We start from the raw sequence: 20,481 nt of genomic DNA, 5'->3' as shown, positions 1-20,481 counted from the left end.
TTTCGAGGGGTGCAAATGGACGTCATTGTCTTCTGACTTGTTACTCGTCGGACGCGGCTCGTCCATGTAAAGCCGCGTCCCCTGCCCTTACGTGACGGGTTGTCACGAAAGGCACATCGTGGGGTGTCTACAGTGCGAGGGTCAGATGCCCTGCGCGAGTCGGTAATAGGCCTGGTTCCAGCGCACCTCCTTCTGGAACTCACGCAGCGTCGTGCCCTCGTCGATGACGAGGAGTTCGGTGCGGGCGATGTCGGAGAAGTCCTGGAACGCGTCCACACCCACCTGGGTGCTCATGACGGTGTGGTGGGCGGCGCCGGCGGTGAGCCACGCGGCGGCGCTCGTCGCGAAGTCGGGAGCGGGCTTCCACACCGCGCGCGCGACGGGCAGCTTGGGCAGCGGCTCCGGAAGCGGCACGACCTCGACGGCGTTCGCGACGAGGCGGAACCGGTCGCGCATGTCGCTCATCGCGACGACGACCGCGTCGCCCGCATCCGTGTCGAAGACGAGGCGGACCGGGTCCTCCTTGCCGCCGATGCCGAGCGGGTGCACCTCGAGCGAGGGCTTCGAGGTGGTGAGGCTCGGGCAGACCTCGAGCATGTGGGCGCCGAGGATGAGCTCGTTGCCGGGGGTGAGGTCGTAGGTGTAGTCCTCCATGAGGGATGCCCCACCGGGCAGTCCCGCACCGATCACCTTCGCCGCCCGCACCAGTACGGCCGTCTTCCAGTCGCCCTCGGCTCCGAAGCCGTAGCCGTCCGCCATGAGGCGCTGCACGGCCAGGCCGGGCAGCTGGCGCAGCGCACCCAGGTCTTCGAAGCTCGTCGTGAAGGCGCTGAACCCGCCGGCCTCCAGGAAGGAGCGCAGACCGAGCTCGATTCGCGCGCCGTAGCGCAGGGACTCGTGACGCTCGGCGCCGCGGCGCAGCTCGGGCACGACGGAGTAGAGCTCTTCGTATTCGGCGACGAGGTCATCCACCTCGGCGTCGCTCGTGGCGTGCACGGCGTCGGCGAGCTCGTTGACGCCCCAGGTGTTGACGCTCAGCCCGAAGCGGATCTCGGCCTCGGTCTTGTCGCCCTCGGTGACCGCGACGTAGCGCATGTTGTCGCCGAAGCGCGCGAGCTTGAGGTTGCCCACCGCGGCCCAGCCGCTCGCGGCGCGCGTCCAGGTGCCGATCTGCGCCGTGACCGCGGGGTTCGTGGCGTGACCGACGACCGTCTTGTGCGCGACGTTCATCCGGGCCTGGATGTAGCCGAACTCGCGGTCGCCGTGGGCGGCCTGGTTGAGGTTCATGAAGTCGAAGTCGATCTCGCTCCAGGGCAGCTCCACGTTCGCCTGGGTGTGCAGGTGCAGAAGCGGCTTCTGGAGGGCGTCGAGGCCGCGGATCCACATCTTCGCGGGGCTGAAGGTGTGCATCCAGGCGATCACGCCGACCACGCCGGGGGCCGAGTTGGCCTCGAGGAACAGTCGCTTGATCGACTCGCTGTCGGTGAGCACCGGCTTCCACACGATGGTGACCGGGATATCCGCCGCAGCCTGAAGCGTGCGAGCGATCTCCTGCGACTGCTCGGCCACCTGGCGCAGCGTCTCCTCGCCGTAGAGGCCCTGGCTGCCGGTGAGGAACCAGACCTCGTAGCTCGCGAGATCGGGGACGATGGATCGGGTCACTTGAGTTCTCCTGCGGGGTTCTGGCCGTACACGTTCTGGTAGCGGTTGTAGAGCGAATCGATGGATTCCTGCGGGATGGGCAGGAGCTCGCCGAGCTGGCGGGCGATGTGGACGGTGCGCGCGACATCCTCGGTCATGACCGCGGCTTTCACGGCGTCGCGGGCGTTCTTGCCGATCGTGAACACGCCGTGGTTCTGCATGAGCACGGCCCGCGAGCGGTGCCCGCTGAGCGTCTGCACGATGCCCGCGCCGATCGACTCGTCACCGATGATGGCGAAGGGTCCGATCGGGATGTCGCCGCCGAACTCGTCGGCCATCGCCGTGATCACGCACGGAATGGACTCGCCGCGCGCCGCCCACGCCGTCGCGTAGGTGGAGTGCGTGTGCACGACTCCTCCGACGTGGGGCATGTTGCGGTACACGTAGGCGTGCGCCGCGGTGTCGCTCGACGGGCTGCGGTCGGATCCCGGGGTGGAGGGGATCACGTTGCCATCGAGGTCGCAGAGGATCTGGTTCTCGGGCGAGAGGTCGTCATAGAGCACGCCGCTCGGCTTGATCACGAACAGCTCGGCGCCGGGCACGCGACCCGACACGTTGCCGCCCGTCCACACCACGAGCTCGTAGCGCGTCAGCTCGGCGTGCAGGGCGGCGACCTCGTCGCGGGTGCGCGCGATCGCGACCTCGATCTCCGGAGAGAATGCGGTCATGACAGGGCCTCCCGCTTGATGGTCTTGAGCCGGTGCATGACCTCGTTGGCGCCGCGACCGAAGTAGTCGTGGAGCAGCGTGTACTCGGCGTAGAGCGCGTCGTAGGCGTCCGCCGCCTCCGCGTTCGGCGTGTAGAGCGCCCGGTTGACCTTGCCCATCGCGGCAGCCGCCTCCCGCACGTTCGCGTAGGCCCCCGCCGCAACCGCGGCGTGGATGGCGGAGCCGAGGGCCGGGCCCTGGGTGCTGACCGTGGTCGAGATGGGAAGGCGCAGCACGTCGCTGTAGATCTGCATGAGCACCGGGTTGCGGATCAGCCCGCCCGCCGCGATGAACTCGGTGACCGGAACGCCCGCGGCGTCGAAGGTCTCGACGATCTTGCGGGTGCCGTAGGCCGTGGCCTCGAACAGCGCGCGGTAGATCTCCTCGGTGCGGGTGGTGAGGGTCGCCCCGATGACGGTGCCGCTGAGTTCGGCATCCACCAGCACCGAGCGGTTGCCGCCGTACCAGTCGAGGGCGACGAGACCGTGCCCGCCGACCGGCTGGTCCTTGCTCAGCGCGGTGAGGTGTTCGTGGATGCTGCGACCCGCGGCCGCCGCATCGTCGAAGTAGCGCTGCGGCACCTGGTTCGCGACGTACCAGGCGAAGATGTCGCCGACGCCCGACTGGCCCGCCTCGTAGCCGTAGAGTCCGGCGACGATGCCGCCGTCGACGACACCGCACATTCCGGGGACCTCGCGCAGGACATCCGAGTTCATGACGTGGCAGGTCGAGGTGCCCATGATGGCGACCATCTGACCGGGCTCGGTGGCCTGCGCGGCGGGGGCGGCGACGTGCGCGTCGACATTGCCGACCGCGACCGCGATGCCCTCGGGGAGGCCGGTCCACGCGGCGGCCTCGGCGGTGAGGTGGCCCGCGACCGCGCCCAGTTCGCCGATCTCGTGGGCGACCTTGTCGATCGCGAAGTCGGCGAAGTCGGGGTTGAGCGCGCCCAGGAATTCGCGGCTCGGGTACTCGCCGTCCTGCAGGATTCCCTTGTAGCCGGCGGTGCAGGCGTTGCGAACATAGCGGCCGGACAGCTGCCAGACGATCCAGTCGGCCGCCTCGATCCAGTGGTCCATCGCCGCGTAGATCTCCGGGTCCTCCTCGAGCAGCTGGAGGCCCTTCGCGAACTCCCACTCGCTCGAGATGAGCCCGCCGTAGCGCGGCAGCCAGCTCTCCCCGCGCTCGGCGGCGAGCTCGTTGATGCGGTCGGCCTGGGGCTGCCCGGCGTGGTGCTTCCAGAGCTTGACGTAGGCGTGGGGACGCGCAGAGAACTGAGGAAGCTCGCTCAGCGGCGTGCCGTCGGCGAGGACGGGTAGAACGGTGCAGGCGGTGAAGTCGGTGCCGATGCCGATCACCTTCGAGGGGTCGATGCCCGCATCCTCGAGCGCCGCCGGCACCGCGTGCTTGAGCACGTCGGTGTAGTCGGAGGGCACCTGAAGCGCCCACTCCGGCGGGAGCGCCGCACCGGTCGCGGCGAGGGTGGTGTCCATCACCGCGTGGCGGTAGTCATGCACGCCCGCGCCCAACTCGGCGCCGTCAGACACCCGCACGACGACGGCGCGTCCGGAGAGAGTGCCGAAGTCGACCCCGATCACATAGCGATCGTCGGGGGATGCGGGGGCGGCTGCGCTGGAGCCGGCCGTGCCGGGGGCGGCTGCGCTGGAACCGGCCGTGCCGGGGGCGACGGTGCCGGGGGCGGCTTGATTCACCGATGACCTCTTTGTCTGGAACTCGATCTGGGGCTGCGCGAGTGGTCGGTCACGGGGTCTCAGCGGGGGGCCTCCGCGGGGCGGAGGTGGTTCGCTTCGATGTTGGCTGCGGGGCTTTCGCCTCGCGATGTGGTTGCGGACTCTCACCCCGCGATGTGACCGTTCACACGACTTCCGACATGCTACAGCCGAAACGGTCACATCTGTCAAGCACCTGAGCTGCCCGGTCGTTTGCGTCACCGGATCGTTACCTTCGCCCCGGCGTGCGACGGTTCGAGGCGGGGCTGTCGGGCCAGGCGACTGGCCCGGCCGATTGGCCCGATGGGGGCGGCGGGGTGGCCGGATTGGGGCGGCGGGGTGGCCCGATTGGGGCGTTGGAGTGGGCCGCCGGGGAGCGTTCGCGGTGGATATGCGGAGGTTCGCGGTGCGAACCCGCCCGGCCCGTGCCGGAACCCTCGTTTTGTGCGACAGATTTGTGCAACATCACGCGAGCACGGTCATCCGTTGCCGATCGTGACCGCGAAACGCGACTTGTGGCACAAAAAGTGCCAACTCGCGCGGCGGTGCGGGCAGGGCCGAGCAAACCCGCGCCCAACCCGGGGTCAAAGGCGGTTCGCGGCGCGAACCCGCTCCGCCAGTGCCAGCACCCTCGTTTTGTGGGACAGATTTGTGCAACAACACGCGAGCACGGTCATCCGTTGCCGATCGTGACCGCGAAACGCGACTTGTGGCACAAAAAGTGCCAACTCGCGCGGCGCGGGGCGCGCCAACTCGCGCGGAGGCGCGGGACGCCTCCCCTCAGCGCACCACGACGCGGGACGTCGAGGCGCGCACGATCAGCTCCGGCGTGATCGGGGTGTGGTTCTGGTCGGGCTGGCCGCCGAGCTCCCCGAGCAGCACGGCGATCGCGCGCCGGCCGATCTCGACGAAGTTCTGGCGCACGGTGGTGAGCGGCGGCAGGAAGTGGGCGGCCTCGGGGATGTCGTCGAATCCGACGATGCTGATGTCGCCGGGCACCGTCAGCCCCATCTCGCGGCAGGCGTGCATGAATCCGAGCGCCATCTGGTCGTTGCCGCAGAACACCGCGGTGAAGTCGCGAAAACGCAGCAACTCGAGGCCGGCGTAGTAGCCGAAGTGGGCGGTCCAGTCACCGAGCACGGGGGCACGGGTGCGCAGTTCGGCCTCGTTCATCTCCTGCAGGTAGCCCTGCATGCGCGCCTCGGCCTCGATCCAGTCCTGCGGGCCCGAGATGTGGAGGATCTCGCTGTGCCCTAGGTCGATGAGGTGCCGCACCGCGAGGCGGGCGCCCTCGGTCTGGTCGACGGAGAGGCTGTGGCCGGGGTCGCGCCCGGTCGATTCCAGGGTCACGAACGGCACACCGACCGACAGCTCGTGGATCGCATCGAACACCCGCACCTGCGGCGCGATCACCACGAGCGCCTCGATCGACTGGCTCATGAGGTAGTCGAGCCCCGCCCGGGTCGAGGCGTAGTCGGCGGTGCTGATCGTGGTGACGCTGAGCCGGTATCCCGCATCGCGCGCCGCGGTTTCGATCGCGTTCAAACTCGTCGTCGGGCCGTAGTGCGCGCTCTGCGAAGTGAGCACGCCGATGGTCCGCGAGCGGCTCGTGACGAGCGCGCGCGCCGCCTGGTTGGGCCGGTAGCCGACCGCCTCGATGACATCGAGCACCTTCTGCCGCGTCTCCGGGCGGATGCTCGGGCTGTCGTTGAGCACGCGGGAGACCGTCTGGTACGACACCCCGGCGAGGCGCGCGACATCGCGGATGTTCGGCGCTCGCACCTTCTCGGGTTCCATGCTCTCCGGCCGCGATTCTCTCCGCTTGGAAACGTTCACATCGTTTGCAGCATTATGCCCCTCCGCGTCGGGAGGGCGAGTGCGGCGCCGTCATCGGTGGATAACCGGCGCCCGGTCATCCCCCGCCCGGCCCGCCCGCCTTGGGTTCACGCGCCGCCGCCCCGAGTTCACGACCTGACTTCAGGACTTGACGTTAAACCGGCAATCACGCCCACCCGCTCGTGCGCGCGTCTTCCCAGCGCTGAAGCGGCCTTAAGCCGATCCCCGCCGTCGCCGCCCGCTCGGGTTTACCAATCCGTTATCAATTCGTTGCGTTCAACTTTTGACGCCAGCGGTCGTTGCGCCTATCGTGACACAGGGCGATTTCGATCCCGAACGACAGCGAAGTCCAGAGACGGCGGTGCAATATGACTGGTGGTCCCACCATCCTCGAGATGCGTTCGATCACTAAGGAGTTCCCGGGCGTCAAGGCTCTCTCCGATGTGAGCATGACCGTCGCCGCCGGTGAGATTCACGCGATCTGCGGCGAGAACGGCGCCGGCAAGTCCACGCTCATGAAGGTGCTCTCGGGCGTCTACCCCTACGGCACCTACTCCGGCGACATCGTCTACCAGTCGCAGGTCGTTCACTTCAGCGGCATCAAGCAGAGCGAAGCCGCCGGCATCGTGATCATCCACCAGGAACTCGCGCTCATCCCCGAGCTCTCCATCACCGAGAACATCTTCCTCGGCAACGAGCCGTCGCGCTTCGGAGTGATCGACTGGGAGAGCGCCCACCGCCAGGCCACCGAGCTGCTCGCGCGGGTAGGCCTGAACGACGACCCCGACACCAAGATCAAGTCGCTCGGCGTCGGCAAGCAGCAGCTCGTCGAGATCGCAAAGGCACTGCACAAGTCGGTCAAGCTGCTCATCCTCGACGAGCCGACTGCGGCCCTCAACGAATCCGAGTCGCAGCACCTCCTGGAGCTCATCGTCGGGCTCAAGGGCAAGGGCGTGACCTCGATCATGATCTCCCACAAGCTCAACGAGATCGAGCAGGTCGCCGACACCATCACGATCATCCGCGACGGCAAGACCATCGAGACGCTCGACGTCAAGGGCGACGGGGTGGATGAAGACCGCATCATTCGCGGAATGGTCGGCCGCTCGCTCGAGAGCCGCTTCCCCGAGCGCACCCCGAACATCGGCGAGGTCTTCTTCGAGGTTCGTGACTGGAACGTTCAGCACCCGCTCGACCCGAGCCGCATGGTCTGCAAGAACGAGAACTTCGTCGTGCGCCGGGGCGAGATCGTCGGCTTCGCCGGCCTCATGGGCGCCGGTCGCACCGAGCTCGCGATGAGCCTCTTCGGTCACTCCTACGGAACCTACGTCTCGGGCGAGATCATCAAAGACGGCAAGCCGATCAAGGTGAACTCGGTCGCACAGGCCATCGCGAACGGCATCGGCTACGTGAGCGAAGACCGCAAGGCGCTCGGCCTCAACCTGCTCGACACCATCAAGCGCGCCACCGTCTCGGCGGGACTCGCCAAGATCACCACGAACGGCGTCGTCTCCTCCGTCAAGGAGTACGAGACGGCGGAGCGCTACCGCACGATGCTCCGCACCAAGGCGTCCTCGGTCAACGAGGGCGTCACCAAGCTCTCCGGCGGTAACCAGCAGAAGGTCGTGCTGGCCAAGTGGATGTTCACCGATCCCGACATCCTCATCCTCGACGAGCCCACCCGCGGCATCGACGTCGGGGCGAAGTTCGAGATCTACGGCATCATCCAGGAGCTCGCCAGCCAGGGCAAGGGCATCATCCTCATCTCCTCGGAACTCCCCGAACTCCTCGGCCTCTCCGATCGCATCTACACGATCTTCGAGGGCCAGATCACCAATGAGCTAACGGCAGAAGAAGCCAACCCGGAATCGCTGATGGTTAGCATGACCTCGAAAAGGACCAACGTTCGATGAAAAGCATTCGTAAGATCTTCGGCGGTGGCGGCGGCGTCAACCAGTTCGGGATGATCATCGCCCTGGTCGCGATCATCATCGTGTTCCAGATCGCAACTGGCCTGACGCTCAACCCGACGAACGTCATCAACGTGTTCCTGCAGTACTCCTACATCCTGATCCTCGCGATCGGCATGGTGATGGTGATCGTCGCCGGCCACATCGACCTGTCGGTCGGCTCGGTCGCCGCCTTCGTCGGCATCATCGTCGCCCAGTCGATGGCCGTGTGGCACCTGCCGTGGCCGCTCGCGATCGTGCTCGGTCTCGTCATCGGCGTGCTCGTCGGTGCCTGGCAGGGCTTCTGGGTCGCCTACGTGCGGGTGCCCGCGTTCATCGTGACGCTCGCCGGCCAGCTGATCTTCCGCGGTGGCAACCAGTACATCGGCAACTCGACGGCGCTGCCGGTTCCCGAGTCGTACACGGTCATCGGCGCGGGCTTCCTGCCCGACTTCGGACCGGACTTCGGCTACAGCAACCCGACGCTGCTCATCGGGCTCATCGTCGTGGTGGTGCTGATCATCCGCGAGATCCGCGCCCGCGCCACCCGCGTTCGGATGGGTGCCGAGCCCCAGCCGGTCTGGGCCAGCGTCGTGCGCCTGATCGTGCTCTGCGGCATCACCGTCTACGCGACCTACCTGTTCGCCTCGGGCCGCGCCGGCACCAGCCTCCCGATCGTCGCGATCATCCTCGGCGTGCTGATCATCCTGTACAGCTTCGTGACCAACACCACGGTCTTCGGCCGCCACCTCTACGCCGTCGGCGGCAACTCGAACGCCGCCGTGCTGTCGGGCGTCAACTCGAAGCGGGTCAACTTCTTCGTGATGCTCAACATGTCGGTACTGGCCTCCATCGCCGGCATGGTGTTCGTCGCCTACTCCGGCTCCTCAGGCCCCGCCGACGGCACCGGCTGGGAGCTCGACGCGATCGCCGCCGTCTTCGTGGGTGGTGCCGCCGTCGCCGGTGGTATCGGAACGATCACCGGGTCGATCATCGGTGGTCTCGTGCTCGCGTTCCTCGCCAACGGGCTGTCGCTCGTGGGCACGGACGCGAACCTCGTGCTGATCATCCGCGGCCTCGTGCTTCTGATCGCCGTCGCCTTCGACGTCTACAGCAAGGTGCAGGGCCGCCCCTCGGTCATCGGGTACCTCACGCGCAACTTCACTCGCAAGAGCGGTGGCGGTGACGCGTCGACCGGTACCGGGAGCGCGACCGAGCAGCCGAAGTCGATCGACGACTCCCCCCAGGTTTTGCTGCCGTAGCACTACGGCGTCAGCAAATAACAGGATGCGCCCCGTGCGCAACCGTCTCCTCCAATCACAGAAGAAAAGGGCATTCAATGCGGAAGCAGCTAATCATGGGCGCAACGGTCGCGACCATCGCGATCATGGCGCTCACGGCCTGTTCCTCGCGCGGCACCACGTCGGGCGACAGCAGCAGCACCATCAAGAAGGGTGACACCATCGGCGTCGCGCTCCCCGCCAAGACCTCGCAGAACTGGGTTCTCGCGAAGGCGGCGTTCGAGAAGTCGATCACCGCGGCCGGCTTCAAGGCCGACGTGCAGTACGCGGCGGCCACCAACACGGTTCCCGACCAGCAGAACGAGGTGTCCGCCATGGTCACCAAGGGTGACAAGGTCATCATCGTCGCCGCCCAGGACGGCAGCCAGCTCGGCACCCAGGTCAAGGCGGCCAAGGCGGCCGGCGCGATCGTCATCGCGTGGGACCGCAACCTCACCGGCACGAAGAACGTCGACTACTACGTCGCCTTCAACAACTTCAAGGTCGGCCAGCTCCAGGGCCAGGCGCTCCTCGACGGAATGGCCGCCAAGAAGGCGACCGGCCCGTACAACATCGAGCTGTTCGCCGGTTCGCCCGACGACGCCAACGCGCCGATCTTCTTCAACGGTGCCATGAGCATCCTGCAGCCGAAGATCGACGACGGCACCCTCAAGGTCGCCTCGGGTGAGACGAAGTTCCAGCAGGTCTCCACGCAGGGCTGGCTCGCGCAGAACGCGCAGTCCCGCATGAGCGACCTCCTGACCAAGAACTACAGCGCCGCCACCCCGACGCTCGACGGCGTGCTCTCGCCGAACGACACGCTCGGCCGCGCCATCCTCACCGCCGTCAAGGCGGCCGGCAAGCCGTACCCGATCGTGACCGGACAGGACTCGGAGACCGCCTCCATCCCGCTGATCATGCAGGGCATTCAGTACAGCACCATCTACAAGAACACGCAGGACGAGGCGCAGGCCGCCGTCGACCTCGTCGTCACCCTGAGCAAGGGCCAGAAGCCCGCGACCGTGGTCGACAAGAACAACTACAACGGCGTCATCACGGTGCCGTCGGTCGAGCTGACCCCGATCCTCGTGACCAAGGCGAACGCTGCCGAGGCATACAAGGACAACCCCACGCTCGAGCCGCTCACCAAGTAACACCCGACTCCCGGGACCTCGGTCCCTTTCGTAACACAGCAGCGGAACCCCGCTCGGACCTCGGTCCGGGCGGGGTTTCGTGCGTTGCGGGTGGTGCCAGTTTCGGGCTTCTGCGTTGCGGGGTGGGCGCGCCGTGCGAGCGCCTGCGTTGCGGGGTGGGCGCGCGGGGCGGAGCAGCGCCGTCAGGGCACGATCGCGAACGCCCGCACGGGGAAGGTGCCGAATCCCTCGACCGCCGGGGGCGCCGCGGTGAAGCGCGCGCCCGTCGCAGGCAGCGCGGCGAGACCGGTCAGGTGCTCCACCACGTGGATGCCCGCCGCCAGCAGCCCCGAGTGCGCTGGCCGCTCCCCCGCGGCCTCCGGCTCCGTGTCGTCGATGTTCACGGAGTCGATGCCCACGAGCGCAGCGCCCGAATCGATCAGCGCGGCCGTCGCCTCCGCCGTCAGGTAGGGAGCGCGGACGCCGTAGGCGGGCGTCCCGAAGTGGCGCGACCAGCCCGTGTCGAGGAGCACCGCCGCTCCCGCGAGCGCGTGCCCCGCGAGCGCGGACGCCGGGATGCCGCGGCCGTCCACGAGCGTCGCAGGATCGGCCCGCACGACGACCGTGGGCAGGTCGACGAGGGTGGCCAGATCGAGGGCGGCGAGGTCATCCCCGCCCTCGTAGCGATGGAACGGGCTGTCGAGATAGGTGCCGGTGTTGCCGATCATCGTGATGATGTCCATCTCGAACTCGGTGCCCGGCGCGTAACGGCTGCGCGACTGGGCGCGCGTGAGGTGCGGGGTGATCTCGGGGGCGGGCAGGCCGGGGTAGGTGACGAGTCCGGCGCGGATGCGGTGGCTGAGGTCGACGATGCGGGTGGTCATCCCCCGAGTGTGACAGGCTGCCCGCCCCGCCGACACGCGAAAACCGCCGACCGTGCGCGACCCACCGCCACTCCGCTCACGCGTATACCGTGCGTTCCACCCGCAGGTACCCCACGAGCGTCGCGGCGCCGAACGCCGCGGCGTAGCCCGCCAGCACGAGCATGGGGCGCCCCGCGAACTCTCCCGAGGCGGAGGCGTGCAGCAGGTCCATCCACCCTCCGGTCGGGGTCCAGGGGTGGATCTCGGTGAGCGGTCCGGGGGCGACGGGGCCGAACAGGCCGCCGACGTAGGAGAGGGGGAAGTAGACGAGGTTGGTGATGCCGACTGCTCCTCGGGCGGGCAACCAGAAGCCGAGGGAGAGCCCGAAAAGTCCGTGCACGACCGCGCCGAGGAGAAGCGCCAGGATGATCAGCGCGATGGCGCCGGGCGTCGCGGCTCGAAGCGCCCCGCTCGCTGACCCGGCGACGACGAGGGGAACGCAGAAGAGCGCCGAGAAGGCGATGCCCGCACCGACCAGCGCCACGATTCGTTGGACCGCCCGCGTCGGTAGCGTCTGGGTATAGATGGTCCAGGGATCGTTGCGCCCCGTCGCGATTCCGACGCCGAACTGGAACATCATCGTGCCGAGAATCGCGAAGGCGAGGTACCCGAGAAGTGTGAGCAGGGAGGGCCGGGCCAGGTTCGCCGGCAGCAGCACGTAGAGCATCGTGGGGAAGGCGGCGAGCGGCAGCAGGAACGCGGGCAGCCGCACCAGTTCGATCACCTGGAGGCGGACGGTCGCGATGATGACCGTCATGCGGGCGCATCCGTTGCGTCGCGCGTGGCCAGGGCGAGCTGATCGATCGCCTCGCCGAGGGTCGGGCGCTCGATCGTGAGATCTGCCAGGCCGTCGACACCGAGGAGCTCGCGGGCGACCGCATCCGCACGGGTGGTCGAAATGATGGCGGTGCCCGCGGCCTCGCTTACCACCGCCTCGGGGTCGACGCGCACGGCGACGGGCTTCCATCCGACCGCGCGTGCGATGGGGAACCGGATCCGCCGTGTACCCAATCTCCGCGTGATGTCGTCCGGGTCCGTACCCAGCACGACCCGCCCCGCGGCGACGACCCAGACGCGGTCGGCGAGCGCCTCCACGTCCGCGAGGTCGTGCGAGGCGAGCAGCACGATCCGGCCAGCCGACCCCAGACCGCGGATGATCTCCCGCAGCTCCCCCTGGCCACTTCGATCGAGCCCCGCCGACGGTTCGTCGAGCACCACGACCGGGGTGTCGCCGACGAGCGCACAGGCGAGGGCCAGCCGCCGCGCCTCCCCGCCGCTCAACCCACCGCAGCTGCGGCGTGCGAGCGCGGTGAGCCCGACGCGATCGAGGATCGCGGCAGTGGGTGCGGGCGCCGCATAGTGAGCGGCCACGTAGTCGACCACCTCCCGCACGCGAACCGTCGGCGGGTACGACAGACTCTGCGGGGCCGAACCGATCAGCCGCGCGGTCGCGCCGCCCCGGCGAACGCGCTCGCCGCCGACCAGCACGTCACCGGCGTCGGGACGCCGCGCGCCGGTCAACACGGCGAATGCGGTCGACTTGCCCGCCCCGTTGTCGCCGAGCAGGCAGTGGATGCCCGGCCCCGCCTCGAGCGTGAACCTATCCAGCGCCGCTCTCCGACCGAAGCTCTTGCGCACGTCTCGCCACGCGACCGAGAGTTCGTTACGCATGCGCCTCCTTCGTCCGGGCGAGGATACGCGGCGGCCGAGAGTCGCGGCGCCAGCCATCCACAGGCACACGCCAACGGCCGGGCCACCCCGCGTTGTCGCGAGCTGGCCCGGCCGGTCGGGATGCGCGGGCAGAGGCGGACCCGCGCATCGGTCCTAACTGCCCGACAGGTCGTAGACCGTCACTCCGCCCACCGTGGTGGCGGTGAAGTTGGCGGCGACCCAGGAGGCGATCTGGCTGGAGACGTTGGACCCACCGTTCGACGCCCCCACGGACCCGCCGATGAAGTAGTGGATCTTGCCGGCCGCGACATACGCCTTGAACTGGGCGAGCGTCGGAGACGGGTCGCTGCCGTTGAATCCGCCGATCGGCATGACCGCTTCCTGGGTGGCCAGCTGGTAGCTGGCCGCGCTGTCGGAGCCGATGGCCGCCGCCACCCAGGTGTACTGCAAGGCGTTCGTCTTCAGAAGCGTCGAGAGCGCCGTGCTCACCGTTCCCCCGCCGAACAGGCCGGCCATGCCGCCGCCCGCACCCCGCGTGAAGGTGGTGCCGGTGCCGCCCGTCGCGGTGCCCGTGCCGCCCGCGCCGCCCGTGGCTGCGCCGGTGCCGGTTCCGCCGGTCGACGTGCCGGTGCCGCCGGTCATCCCGGTCGGCGGGGTGCCACCCGGGCCGCCCTGACCGCCGCCGAAGCCGCCGCGACCACCGGGGCCGCCGGCTCCCCCGCCGAAGCCGTTGCCGGCGACGGTCGGGCCCGCGGTCACGATCGACCCCGTGTGCGCCGTCGTCACCGTCTGGATCGTGTAGGCGAGCGGGGCGAGGAGCGAGGCCGTGAGGGCGGTGGCGATCGTCGCGACCCGGAATGAGCGGCGGTCGACGGGCACCAGGATCAGTGCGGCGGCGACGACTCCGAGCACGACCACGACCCACTTGAGCCACGGCAGCCAGGTGGATGCCTCGCTCAGCAGCGAGTACGCCCAGAGCACGGTGCCGAGCACGGTCACGGCTCCGATGATGCGCGCCCAGTACTGCGCGCGCTGGCTCCACAGTTCCGAGGCCCCGATCGCGACGACCGCGGCGAGCGCCGGCGCGAGCGCCACCGTGTAGTACGCGTGGAAGATGCCCGCCATGAAGCTGAAGGCGAGACCGGTGATCACGAGCCAGCCGCCGAAGAGCATAAGGGTGGCCCGACGCAGATCGCCGCGGGCGCCGCGCATCACGATGAAGGCGACGACCATCAGGATCAGCGCCGCGGGCAGCAGCCAGGTGATCTGCCCCCCGATCTCGCCCGTGAAGAGACGAAGGATGCCCGTCGCACCCCACTGGCCACCCGAGGTGTTGCCTCCCGCACCCCCGGTCACGCTGCCGGTCTCGTTGCCGGTGATCCGGCCGAGGCCGTTGTACCCGAAGGTGAGCTCGAGGAAGCTGTTGGTCTGCGATCCGCCGATGTACGGCCGCATCGAGGCGGGCACGAGTTCGACGATCGCGACCCACCACCCGGCCGACACGACGACGGCGAGGAGGGCGAGGAGGGAGTGCCGGATCCGCCGCCACACCGTGCCGGGAGCGGCGACGAGGTAGACGCCGGCGAGGGCCGGGAGGATCACGAAGGCCTGAAGCTGCTTGGTGAGGAAGCCGAGGCCGATCATGACGCCCGCCCACAGCACCCAGCGCACCCTGCCCGACTCGATCCCCCGGATGGTGAAGTAGGTGGCGAGGCTGAGGAGCAGCACGAGCAGGGCATCCGGGTTGTTGAATCGGAACATGAGCGCCGCGACCGGGGTGATCGCGAGCACGCCGCCCGCGAGCAGGGCCGTGCGGGCGGAGAACGCGCGGCGCACGGCCGCGTAGATCACGCCGACGGTGGCGACCCCCATGAGCGCCTCGGGCAGCAGGATGCTGAACGAGCTGAGTCCGAACGCCCGCACCGACAGCGCCATCAACCACAGGCTGGCCGGCGGCTTGTCGACGGTGATCGAGTTCGCCGCATCCGAGGAGCCGTAGAAGAACGCCTCCCAGTTGCTGGCGCCGGCCTGAACGGCGGCGGAGTAGAACGAGTTCGCCCATCCGCTCGCGCTCAGATCCCAGAAGTAGAGGAGGGCAGCGACCGCGAGGAGACCCAGCAGGGCCGGGCGCTCCCATCGGGCCGTGCCCTCTCGCCCGAGGACGACGCGTCGCGCCCAGGCTCCGGCGCCGTTCCGCGGTGCTCCGCGATTCGCCGTCGGAATGGTGGTGGTGGTTGGTGAGGAGGTGGTCATGAGACGCTCACTTTCTCGTGGCTGGTGGTGGTCGTGGTGGAGGTCGTGGTGACGGGGCGGAGGGCGAGCTCCGCCGGGACGGAGGCGTCGACGGGGCGGCGGTGGCTGCGGAACACCCACACCCGCAGCAGAACGAACCGCAGCACGGTCGCCAGGAGGTTCGCGAACGTGAGTGCGATGAGCTCGGCCGTGGCACCCGCGTTCGGGTTGATGGCGTGCAGTTCGATGAGGGCGCCGCTCGTGAGCAGCCAGGCGAGGCCGAACACGATGAGCCCCTGCACCTGGTGCCGCGCCACCCCCGCGCGACCGCGCACGCCGAAGGTGAAGCGCCGGTTCGCGGCGGTGTTGGCGATCGCCGTGATGAGCAACGCGAGGAAGTTGGCGAGCTGGCCCGCCATGAAGCTGGAGAGCACGAGGTAGATGAGGGCGTAGGCGACCGTCGAGAGGGCACCGATGGCACCGAAGCGGATGACCTGCCCGAAGAACGTCGGCGGCGTCGGGGGTTCGAACGGCCGCCGCCCGAGTTCCGCATACACGCGCTCGATCGGAATCCGCCCGTTCACCAGCCCCCTGCCCACCCGCAGCATGCCGCGAAGATCGGCCATGGCGGTGGAGGCGATATCCACGCGACTGTCCGGATCATCGATCCAGTCGACCGGCACTTCATGGATGCGCAGCCCGGCCCGCTCGGCGAGGATGAGCAGCTCGGTGTCGAAGAACCAGCCGTCGTCCTCCACGAGGGGCAGCAGCTCGGCGGCGACCTCGGCGCGCATCGCCTTGAAGCCGCACTGCGCGTCGCTGAACCGTACCCCCATGGTGCGCCGCAGCAGGAAGTTGTAGGAGCGGGAGATGAACTCGCGCTTGCCGCCGCGGGTGACGCGCGACGACAGCGCGAGGCGCGTGCCGATCGCGAGATCCGAGTGGCCGGAGAGCAGCGGAGCGATGAGAGGCGGGATGCCCGCGAGGTCGGTGGAGAGGTCGACGTCGAGGTACGCGACGACCTTCGCGGTGGATTCACCCCAGGCGCGCTTGAGCGCCCGACCCCGCCCCTTCTCGTCGAGGTGGATGAGGCGCACGCCGTCGAGCTCGGCGACGAGCGCGGTCGCGATGTCGACGGTGGCGTCGATGCTCGCGTTGTCGGCGATGGTGATCGCCCAGTTCACCTCCAGCTCGCGGCTGAGGTACTGGTGCAGTGTGCGGATGCTGCGGTCGAGCGTCCCCTGCTCGTTGTAGACGGGGACGACGACGTCGAGGGCGAGGGCGTCGGTCGTTGGCTTCATACCGACAACGATCGGCGTCGCCCCTATGCCGCCCCTATCGCCAGACTGGCACGATGGGGTGCGTCCCCTATGGGGATCCTATGAACGCAGCGCCTCGAGCACGTCCGCGACGAGGTCGTCCGCGTCTTCGATCCCCACCGAGAGGCGGATCACGTTGTCGGGCACCTCGAGCGAGGTTCCCTTCACCGAGGCGTGGGTCATCTCGCTCGGATACCCGATGAGCGACTCGACCCCACCGAGCGACTCCGCCAGCTGGAACACCGTGGTCGACTCGGCGAAGCGCCGCGCCGCGGCCGCTCCCCCGCGCAGCGACACCGAGAGCATCCCGCCGAAGCCGCGCATCTGGCGGGCGGCGAGGTCGTGCCCGGGGTGGGTGGGCAGGCCCGGGTAGTACACGGCGTCGAGGGCAGGATGACCGACCAGCGCCTCCGCGATCGCCTGCGCGTTGGCGCTGTGCCTCTCCATCCGCACGGCGAGCGTCTTGATGCCCCGCACCGTGAGCCAGGCGTCGAGCGGCCCGCTCACCGCGCCGACCCCGAACTGCGTGAAGGCCACCCTGTCGGCGAGCTCCGCGCCGTTCACGATGACGGCACCGCCGAGCACGTCGGAGTGGCCGCCGAGGTACTTCGTGGTCGAGTGCACGACGGCGTCGGCCCCGAGGGCGATGGGCTGCTGCAGGTAGGGCGAGGCGAAGGTGTTGTCGACGATCACGGTCGCCCCCACGCCGTGGCCGATCTCGGCGAGTGCCGCGATGTCGCTGATCTTCATGAGCGGGTTGCTCGGGGTCTCGATCCAGAGCACCTTCGTCGCCGGGTGCTGCACCGCCGCGCGCACCTGATCGAGGTCGCTCATGTCGATGACATCGAGGGTGATGCCCCAGGGAACGAAGACGCGGTTGACGAGGCGATGGGTGCCGCCGTACACGTCGTTGCCCATGACGACGTGATCGCCGGGGGTGAGGATCGACCGGAGCAGGGCATCCTCTGCCGCCAGCCCGGAGGCGAAGCTGTACGCGGCGGTGCCGCCCTCGAGCGAGGCGAGGAGCTCCTGCAGCGAGTCGCGCGTGGGGTTGCCGCCGCGGGCGTACTCGTAGCCGCCGCGGAAGTTGCCGATGCCGTCTTGCACGAAGGTCGAGGTGAGGTAGACCGGGGGAACGACCGAGCCCGTGCTCGGGTCGAAGGCCTGCCCGGCGTGGATGGCGCGGGTGGAGAACCCCTGCTGGGCGGGCGCGGAAGAAGCGGTGTCTGACACGACGAACGTCTTTTCTGTGGGTGGAGCTAGTGGGAGAGGAAGCCCAGGAGGTCGTAGCGGGTGAGCACCGCGACCGGCTTGCCATCGTCGATGACCATGAGGGCGTCGGCCGACTCGAGGGCGGTGCGCGCGGCCGTCACCGGCTCGTGCACACCGATCAAACCGAGAGGGGCGCCCACGAATTCCGCGATCGAGTCGGTGAGGCTGGCTTTGCCGCTGAAGACGAGCTCGACGAGGGCGCGCTCATCGAGAGCACCGACCACCTCGCCGATCACGACGGGGGGCTCCGCGGTGAGCACGGGCAGCTGCGAGACGTCGTGCTTCGCCATGATCTGGATGGCGTCCCGCACCGTGTCGGAGGGGTGCAGGTGCACGAGCGCGGGCACCTCGCCCGACTTGGTCTTCAGCACATCGCCCACCGTCTTCTCGGTGGAGAGCTGGATGAAGCCGTACGACTGCATCCACTTGTCGTTGAAGACCTTGCCGAGGTAGCCGCGACCGCCATCGGGCAGCAGCACGACCACGATGTCGTCCGGCCCGAGGTCGGCGGCGAGCTTGAGGGCCGCCGAGACGGCGAGTCCGCTCGACCCGCCCACGAGGAGACCCTCCTCGCGCGCCAGCCGGCGGGTGATGTCGAAGGATTCCGCGTCGGAGGAGGCGATGATGCGATCGACGACACTGCCGTCGTAGGCACTCGGCCAGAAATCTTCACCGACGCCCTCGACCAGGTAGGGGCGGCCCGAGCCGCCCGAGTAGACGGAGCCCTCGGGGTCGGCGCCGATGATCTGCACTCGACCCTCCGACACCTCCTTGAGATAGCGGCCCACGCCGGAGATTGTGCCGCCGGTGCCGACGCCGGCGACGAAGTGCGTGACCCGGCCCTCGGTGTCGCGCCAGATCTCGGGACCGGTGGTCTCGTAGTGACTGAGCGGCCCGTTCGGGTTGGAGTACTGGTCCGGCTTGAAGGCTCCCGGGATCTCTCGGGCGAGTCGGTCGCTGACGCTGTAGTAGGACTCCGGGCTGTCGGGAGCGACCGAGGTGGGCGTGACGACGACCTCGGCGCCGTAGGCCCGCAGCACGTTGCGCTTCTCCTCGCCGACCTTGTCGGGGAGGACGAAGACGCAGCGGTAGCCGCGCTGCTGGGCGACGAGCGCGAGGCCGATGCCGGTGTTGCCGCTCGTGGGCTCCACGATCGTGCCGCCGGGCTTCAGTTTGCCCTCCGCCTCCGCCGCGTCGATGATGCGGGAGGCGATGCGGTCCTTCGACGAGCCGCCCGGGTTCAGGTATTCGACCTTCACGAGGATGGTCGGCGCGAGCCCCTCCGCGAGCGGGCCGAGCTTCACGAGCGGGGTGTCGCCGATGAGCTCGAGGATGGAATTCGCGTACTTCATGGTGGCCCAATCTACCAGCGGGGCCTCGGCGCCCCTCCCGTGTTACGCGCTGCCGGTGGCCCGCGCATCGAGCAGGGGAAGCAGCACGTCACGGGTCAGCGGGGCGAGCACGAGCGACTCGATCTCGTCGCGCGCGACCCAGCGCAGCTCCTCGATCTCCGCCGCCGCCACGCCCTCCGCCTCCACGACGATCTCGAAGACGTCCGCATCGACGGTGTGCCCCACCTCGTTGGCGGCGTGCGCTGCGAAGCGCCCCACGGGCACGAGCTCGTCCTCGCGGAGCTCGAATCCGAGCTCCTCGCGCAGTTCCCGCACGAGCGCCTGACGCGCCGTCTCCCCAGGCTCGAACTTTCCGCCCGGCTGCATGAAGGCGACCGTGCCGCGCTTCCGCACGAGCGCGAAGCGACCGGCGCGGTCGGTGACGATCCCGGCGACGATACGGATGACCGCGCTCACGCCCCCACCCCCATGCCGCATTTCGTCACAGTCCGCCCTCGCCCGGCCGGTCCCGGCGTCCTGCCAGCCGTCTGCTGTCAGGATGTCACCAGTCAACCACTCTCCACGACGGGACCCCACATGCCTTCGGAGCCCACCAGCAAGCAGGAGCGCGACACGCGCCGCGCCGAGAAGGTCGCCGCCCTTCAGAAGCAGCAGGCGCAGCAGCGTCGGCGGCGCACGATCGGCATCGTGGTCGCGGCGGTCGCCGCCGTCGCCGTCGTGGCGGTCATCCTGGGCTTCGTCGTCTCCGGTGCCGGCAAACCGACCGCGAGCACGACCTCGAGCGCGATCCGCGGGCTCAAGCTGTACCCCAAGTTGCCCCAGACTCACGTCGACGGCACCACCGTCGACTACCAGAAGCTGTACGGCATGGATCCGCCGGCGGGCGGCGAGCACTGGTCGGTCTGGCTCAACTGCGGGGTCTACAACCAGCCGCAGCGCAACGAGAACGCGGTGCACGATCTGGAGCACGGCGCCCTCTGGATCACCTACGACCCGGCGAAGCTCAGCGCGGCCGATGTCTCGACCCTTGTGGCGAAGCTTCCGAGCACCTACGTGACCGTCTCTCCGTACCCCGGCCTCCCGACCCCGGTGGTCGCCTCGGCGTGGGGTGCCCAGGTGCAGCTGTCGGGGGTGTCGGATGCCCGGCTCGCCCAGTTCGTGACGAAGTACTGGCGCTCCGCCTCGTCACCCGAGCCGACCGCACCCTGCACCGGCGGGCTCGACGGCCCCGGCAAGGTCGGTTGATCGTTCGGCGCCGCGCCCGCGAGCACTCCGGCAAGGCCGGTTGATCGTCGGCGCTGTGCCCGCGAGCGCCGCGGCCAGGCCGGTCGGTCGTTCGGCACTGCGCCCGCGCGCGCCGCGCTGCAGCTGGTGGA

Annotated in this window: 16 protein-coding genes; 4 read left to right on the top strand and 12 right to left on the bottom strand. The window is 69.0% G+C overall.

Features of this window, described 5'->3' with window-relative positions; genetic code table 11:
* Window positions 1-141: 141 nt before the first annotated feature.
* The 4 genes from araA to G3T37_RS12285 all read right to left on the bottom strand — a co-directional run bounded on the left by araA (window position 142) and on the right by G3T37_RS12285 (window position 5,935).
* Window positions 142-1,662 carry an L-arabinose isomerase gene (araA, locus tag G3T37_RS12300; RefSeq protein WP_163474197.1) on the bottom strand — a complete coding sequence of 507 codons (1,521 nt, stop codon included), beginning with the start codon at window positions 1,660-1,662 and terminating at the stop codon, window positions 142-144.
* On the bottom strand, window positions 1,659-2,369 hold the full coding sequence (locus tag G3T37_RS12295; RefSeq protein WP_163474196.1) for an L-ribulose-5-phosphate 4-epimerase: 711 nt from the start codon (window positions 2,367-2,369) through the stop codon (window positions 1,659-1,661). Before G3T37_RS12295 ends, araA begins: the two co-directional genes overlap by 4 nt.
* Window positions 2,366-4,006 (bottom strand): ribulokinase, encoded by a 1,641-nt coding sequence (gene araB, locus G3T37_RS12290; RefSeq protein WP_338401269.1) that lies wholly within the window; start codon window positions 4,004-4,006, stop codon window positions 2,366-2,368. Before araB ends, G3T37_RS12295 begins: the two co-directional genes overlap by 4 nt.
* Before the next feature lie 912 nt (window positions 4,007-4,918).
* Window positions 4,919-5,935, bottom strand: a complete 1,017-nt coding sequence (locus G3T37_RS12285) for a LacI family DNA-binding transcriptional regulator (protein WP_163474194.1) — start codon at window positions 5,933-5,935, stop codon at window positions 4,919-4,921.
* 434 nt (window positions 5,936-6,369) lie between these two features.
* Between G3T37_RS12285 and mmsA the strand changes: the two genes are divergently transcribed.
* The 3 genes from mmsA (at window position 6,370) to G3T37_RS12270 (ending at window position 10,357) form a co-directional block, all read left to right on the top strand.
* The gene (gene mmsA / locus G3T37_RS12280; protein WP_422110988.1) at window positions 6,370-7,887 is read left to right on the top strand and encodes a multiple monosaccharide ABC transporter ATP-binding protein; all 1,518 of its coding nucleotides are present in this window, start codon (window positions 6,370-6,372) and stop codon (window positions 7,885-7,887) included.
* Window positions 7,884-9,185, top strand: a complete 1,302-nt coding sequence (gene mmsB / locus G3T37_RS12275) for a multiple monosaccharide ABC transporter permease (RefSeq protein WP_163474192.1) — start codon at window positions 7,884-7,886, stop codon at window positions 9,183-9,185. Before mmsA ends, mmsB begins: the two co-directional genes overlap by 4 nt.
* 95 nt (window positions 9,186-9,280) lie before the next feature.
* On the top strand, window positions 9,281-10,357 hold the full coding sequence (locus tag G3T37_RS12270; protein WP_241732424.1) for a substrate-binding domain-containing protein: 1,077 nt from the start codon (window positions 9,281-9,283) through the stop codon (window positions 10,355-10,357).
* 182 nt (window positions 10,358-10,539) lie between these two features.
* Here the strand turns inward: G3T37_RS12270 and G3T37_RS12265 are convergent, their stop codons facing one another.
* The 8 genes from G3T37_RS12265 to G3T37_RS12230 form a co-directional block, all read right to left on the bottom strand.
* Entirely contained in the window at window positions 10,540-11,220 is a 681-nt protein-coding gene (locus G3T37_RS12265; RefSeq protein ID WP_163474190.1) for a cyclase family protein, read from the bottom strand.
* A 76-nt stretch (window positions 11,221-11,296) separates the two neighbouring features.
* Window positions 11,297-12,016: an ABC transporter permease gene (locus G3T37_RS12260; protein WP_163474189.1), complete on the bottom strand. Its 720-nt coding sequence runs from the start codon at window positions 12,014-12,016 to the stop codon at window positions 11,297-11,299.
* Window positions 12,013-12,930, bottom strand: coding sequence for an ABC transporter ATP-binding protein (locus G3T37_RS12255; protein WP_163474188.1), 918 nt, complete (start codon window positions 12,928-12,930; stop codon window positions 12,013-12,015). The genes G3T37_RS12260 and G3T37_RS12255 overlap by 4 nt, the downstream gene beginning before the upstream one ends.
* A 153-nt stretch (window positions 12,931-13,083) precedes the next feature.
* On the bottom strand, window positions 13,084-15,183 hold the full coding sequence (locus G3T37_RS12250; RefSeq protein ID WP_163474187.1) for a glycosyltransferase family 39 protein: 2,100 nt from the start codon (window positions 15,181-15,183) through the stop codon (window positions 13,084-13,086).
* Window positions 15,180-16,463, bottom strand: coding sequence for a bifunctional glycosyltransferase family 2/GtrA family protein (locus tag G3T37_RS12245; RefSeq protein WP_163474186.1), 1,284 nt, complete (start codon window positions 16,461-16,463; stop codon window positions 15,180-15,182). The genes G3T37_RS12250 and G3T37_RS12245 overlap by 4 nt, the downstream gene beginning before the upstream one ends.
* A gap of 78 nt (window positions 16,464-16,541) precedes the next feature.
* The gene (locus tag G3T37_RS12240) at window positions 16,542-17,714 is read right to left on the bottom strand and encodes a cystathionine gamma-synthase (protein ID WP_163474185.1); all 1,173 of its coding nucleotides are present in this window, start codon (window positions 17,712-17,714) and stop codon (window positions 16,542-16,544) included.
* A 26-nt stretch (window positions 17,715-17,740) separates the two neighbouring features.
* A complete protein-coding gene (locus G3T37_RS12235) occupies window positions 17,741-19,105 on the bottom strand; it encodes a cystathionine beta-synthase (RefSeq protein ID WP_163474184.1) in 1,365 nt (454 codons plus the stop codon).
* Between the two features lie 42 nt (window positions 19,106-19,147).
* A complete protein-coding gene (locus G3T37_RS12230; RefSeq protein ID WP_163474183.1) occupies window positions 19,148-19,561 on the bottom strand; it encodes an NUDIX domain-containing protein in 414 nt (137 codons plus the stop codon).
* Between the two features lie 120 nt (window positions 19,562-19,681).
* On the opposite strand from G3T37_RS12230, the gene G3T37_RS12225 reads away from it, so the two are divergent.
* A complete protein-coding gene (locus G3T37_RS12225) occupies window positions 19,682-20,350 on the top strand; it encodes a DUF3105 domain-containing protein (RefSeq protein WP_163474182.1) in 669 nt (222 codons plus the stop codon).
* Window positions 20,351-20,481: the final 131 nt, after the last annotated feature.

Origin of the sequence: Galbitalea soli (assembly GCF_010686725.1) — a bacterium.
Classification (GTDB): Bacteria; Actinomycetota; Actinomycetes; order Actinomycetales; family Microbacteriaceae; genus Galbitalea; species Galbitalea soli.
This window is presented reverse-complemented; position numbering and strand designations above follow the sequence as displayed.

What these genes read in the sequence shown, in the direction of transcription:
- G3T37_RS12295 (WP_163474196.1), bottom strand. Translation starts at nt 2,369, where the DNA reads ATGACCGCATTCTCTCCGGAGATCGAGGTCGCGATCGCGCGCACCCGC.
- G3T37_RS12285 (WP_163474194.1), bottom strand. Translation starts at nt 5,935, where the DNA reads ATGGAACCCGAGAAGGTGCGAGCGCCGAACATCCGCGATGTCGCGCGC.
- mmsA (WP_422110988.1), top strand. Translation starts at nt 6,370, where the DNA reads ATGCGTTCGATCACTAAGGAGTTCCCGGGCGTCAAGGCTCTCTCCGAT.
- mmsB (WP_163474192.1), top strand. Translation starts at nt 7,884, where the DNA reads ATGAAAAGCATTCGTAAGATCTTCGGCGGTGGCGGCGGCGTCAACCAG.
- G3T37_RS12270 (WP_241732424.1), top strand. Translation starts at nt 9,281, where the DNA reads ATGGGCGCAACGGTCGCGACCATCGCGATCATGGCGCTCACGGCCTGT.
- G3T37_RS12265 (WP_163474190.1), bottom strand. Translation starts at nt 11,220, where the DNA reads ATGACCACCCGCATCGTCGACCTCAGCCACCGCATCCGCGCCGGACTC.
- G3T37_RS12260 (WP_163474189.1), bottom strand. Translation starts at nt 12,016, where the DNA reads ATGACGGTCATCATCGCGACCGTCCGCCTCCAGGTGATCGAACTGGTG.
- G3T37_RS12255 (WP_163474188.1), bottom strand. Translation starts at nt 12,930, where the DNA reads ATGCGTAACGAACTCTCGGTCGCGTGGCGAGACGTGCGCAAGAGCTTC.
- G3T37_RS12250 (WP_163474187.1), bottom strand. Translation starts at nt 15,183, where the DNA reads ATGACCACCTCCTCACCAACCACCACCACCATTCCGACGGCGAATCGC.
- G3T37_RS12245 (WP_163474186.1), bottom strand. Translation starts at nt 16,463, where the DNA reads ATGAAGCCAACGACCGACGCCCTCGCCCTCGACGTCGTCGTCCCCGTC.
- G3T37_RS12235 (WP_163474184.1), bottom strand. Translation starts at nt 19,105, where the DNA reads ATGAAGTACGCGAATTCCATCCTCGAGCTCATCGGCGACACCCCGCTC.
- G3T37_RS12225 (WP_163474182.1), top strand. Translation starts at nt 19,682, where the DNA reads ATGCCTTCGGAGCCCACCAGCAAGCAGGAGCGCGACACGCGCCGCGCC.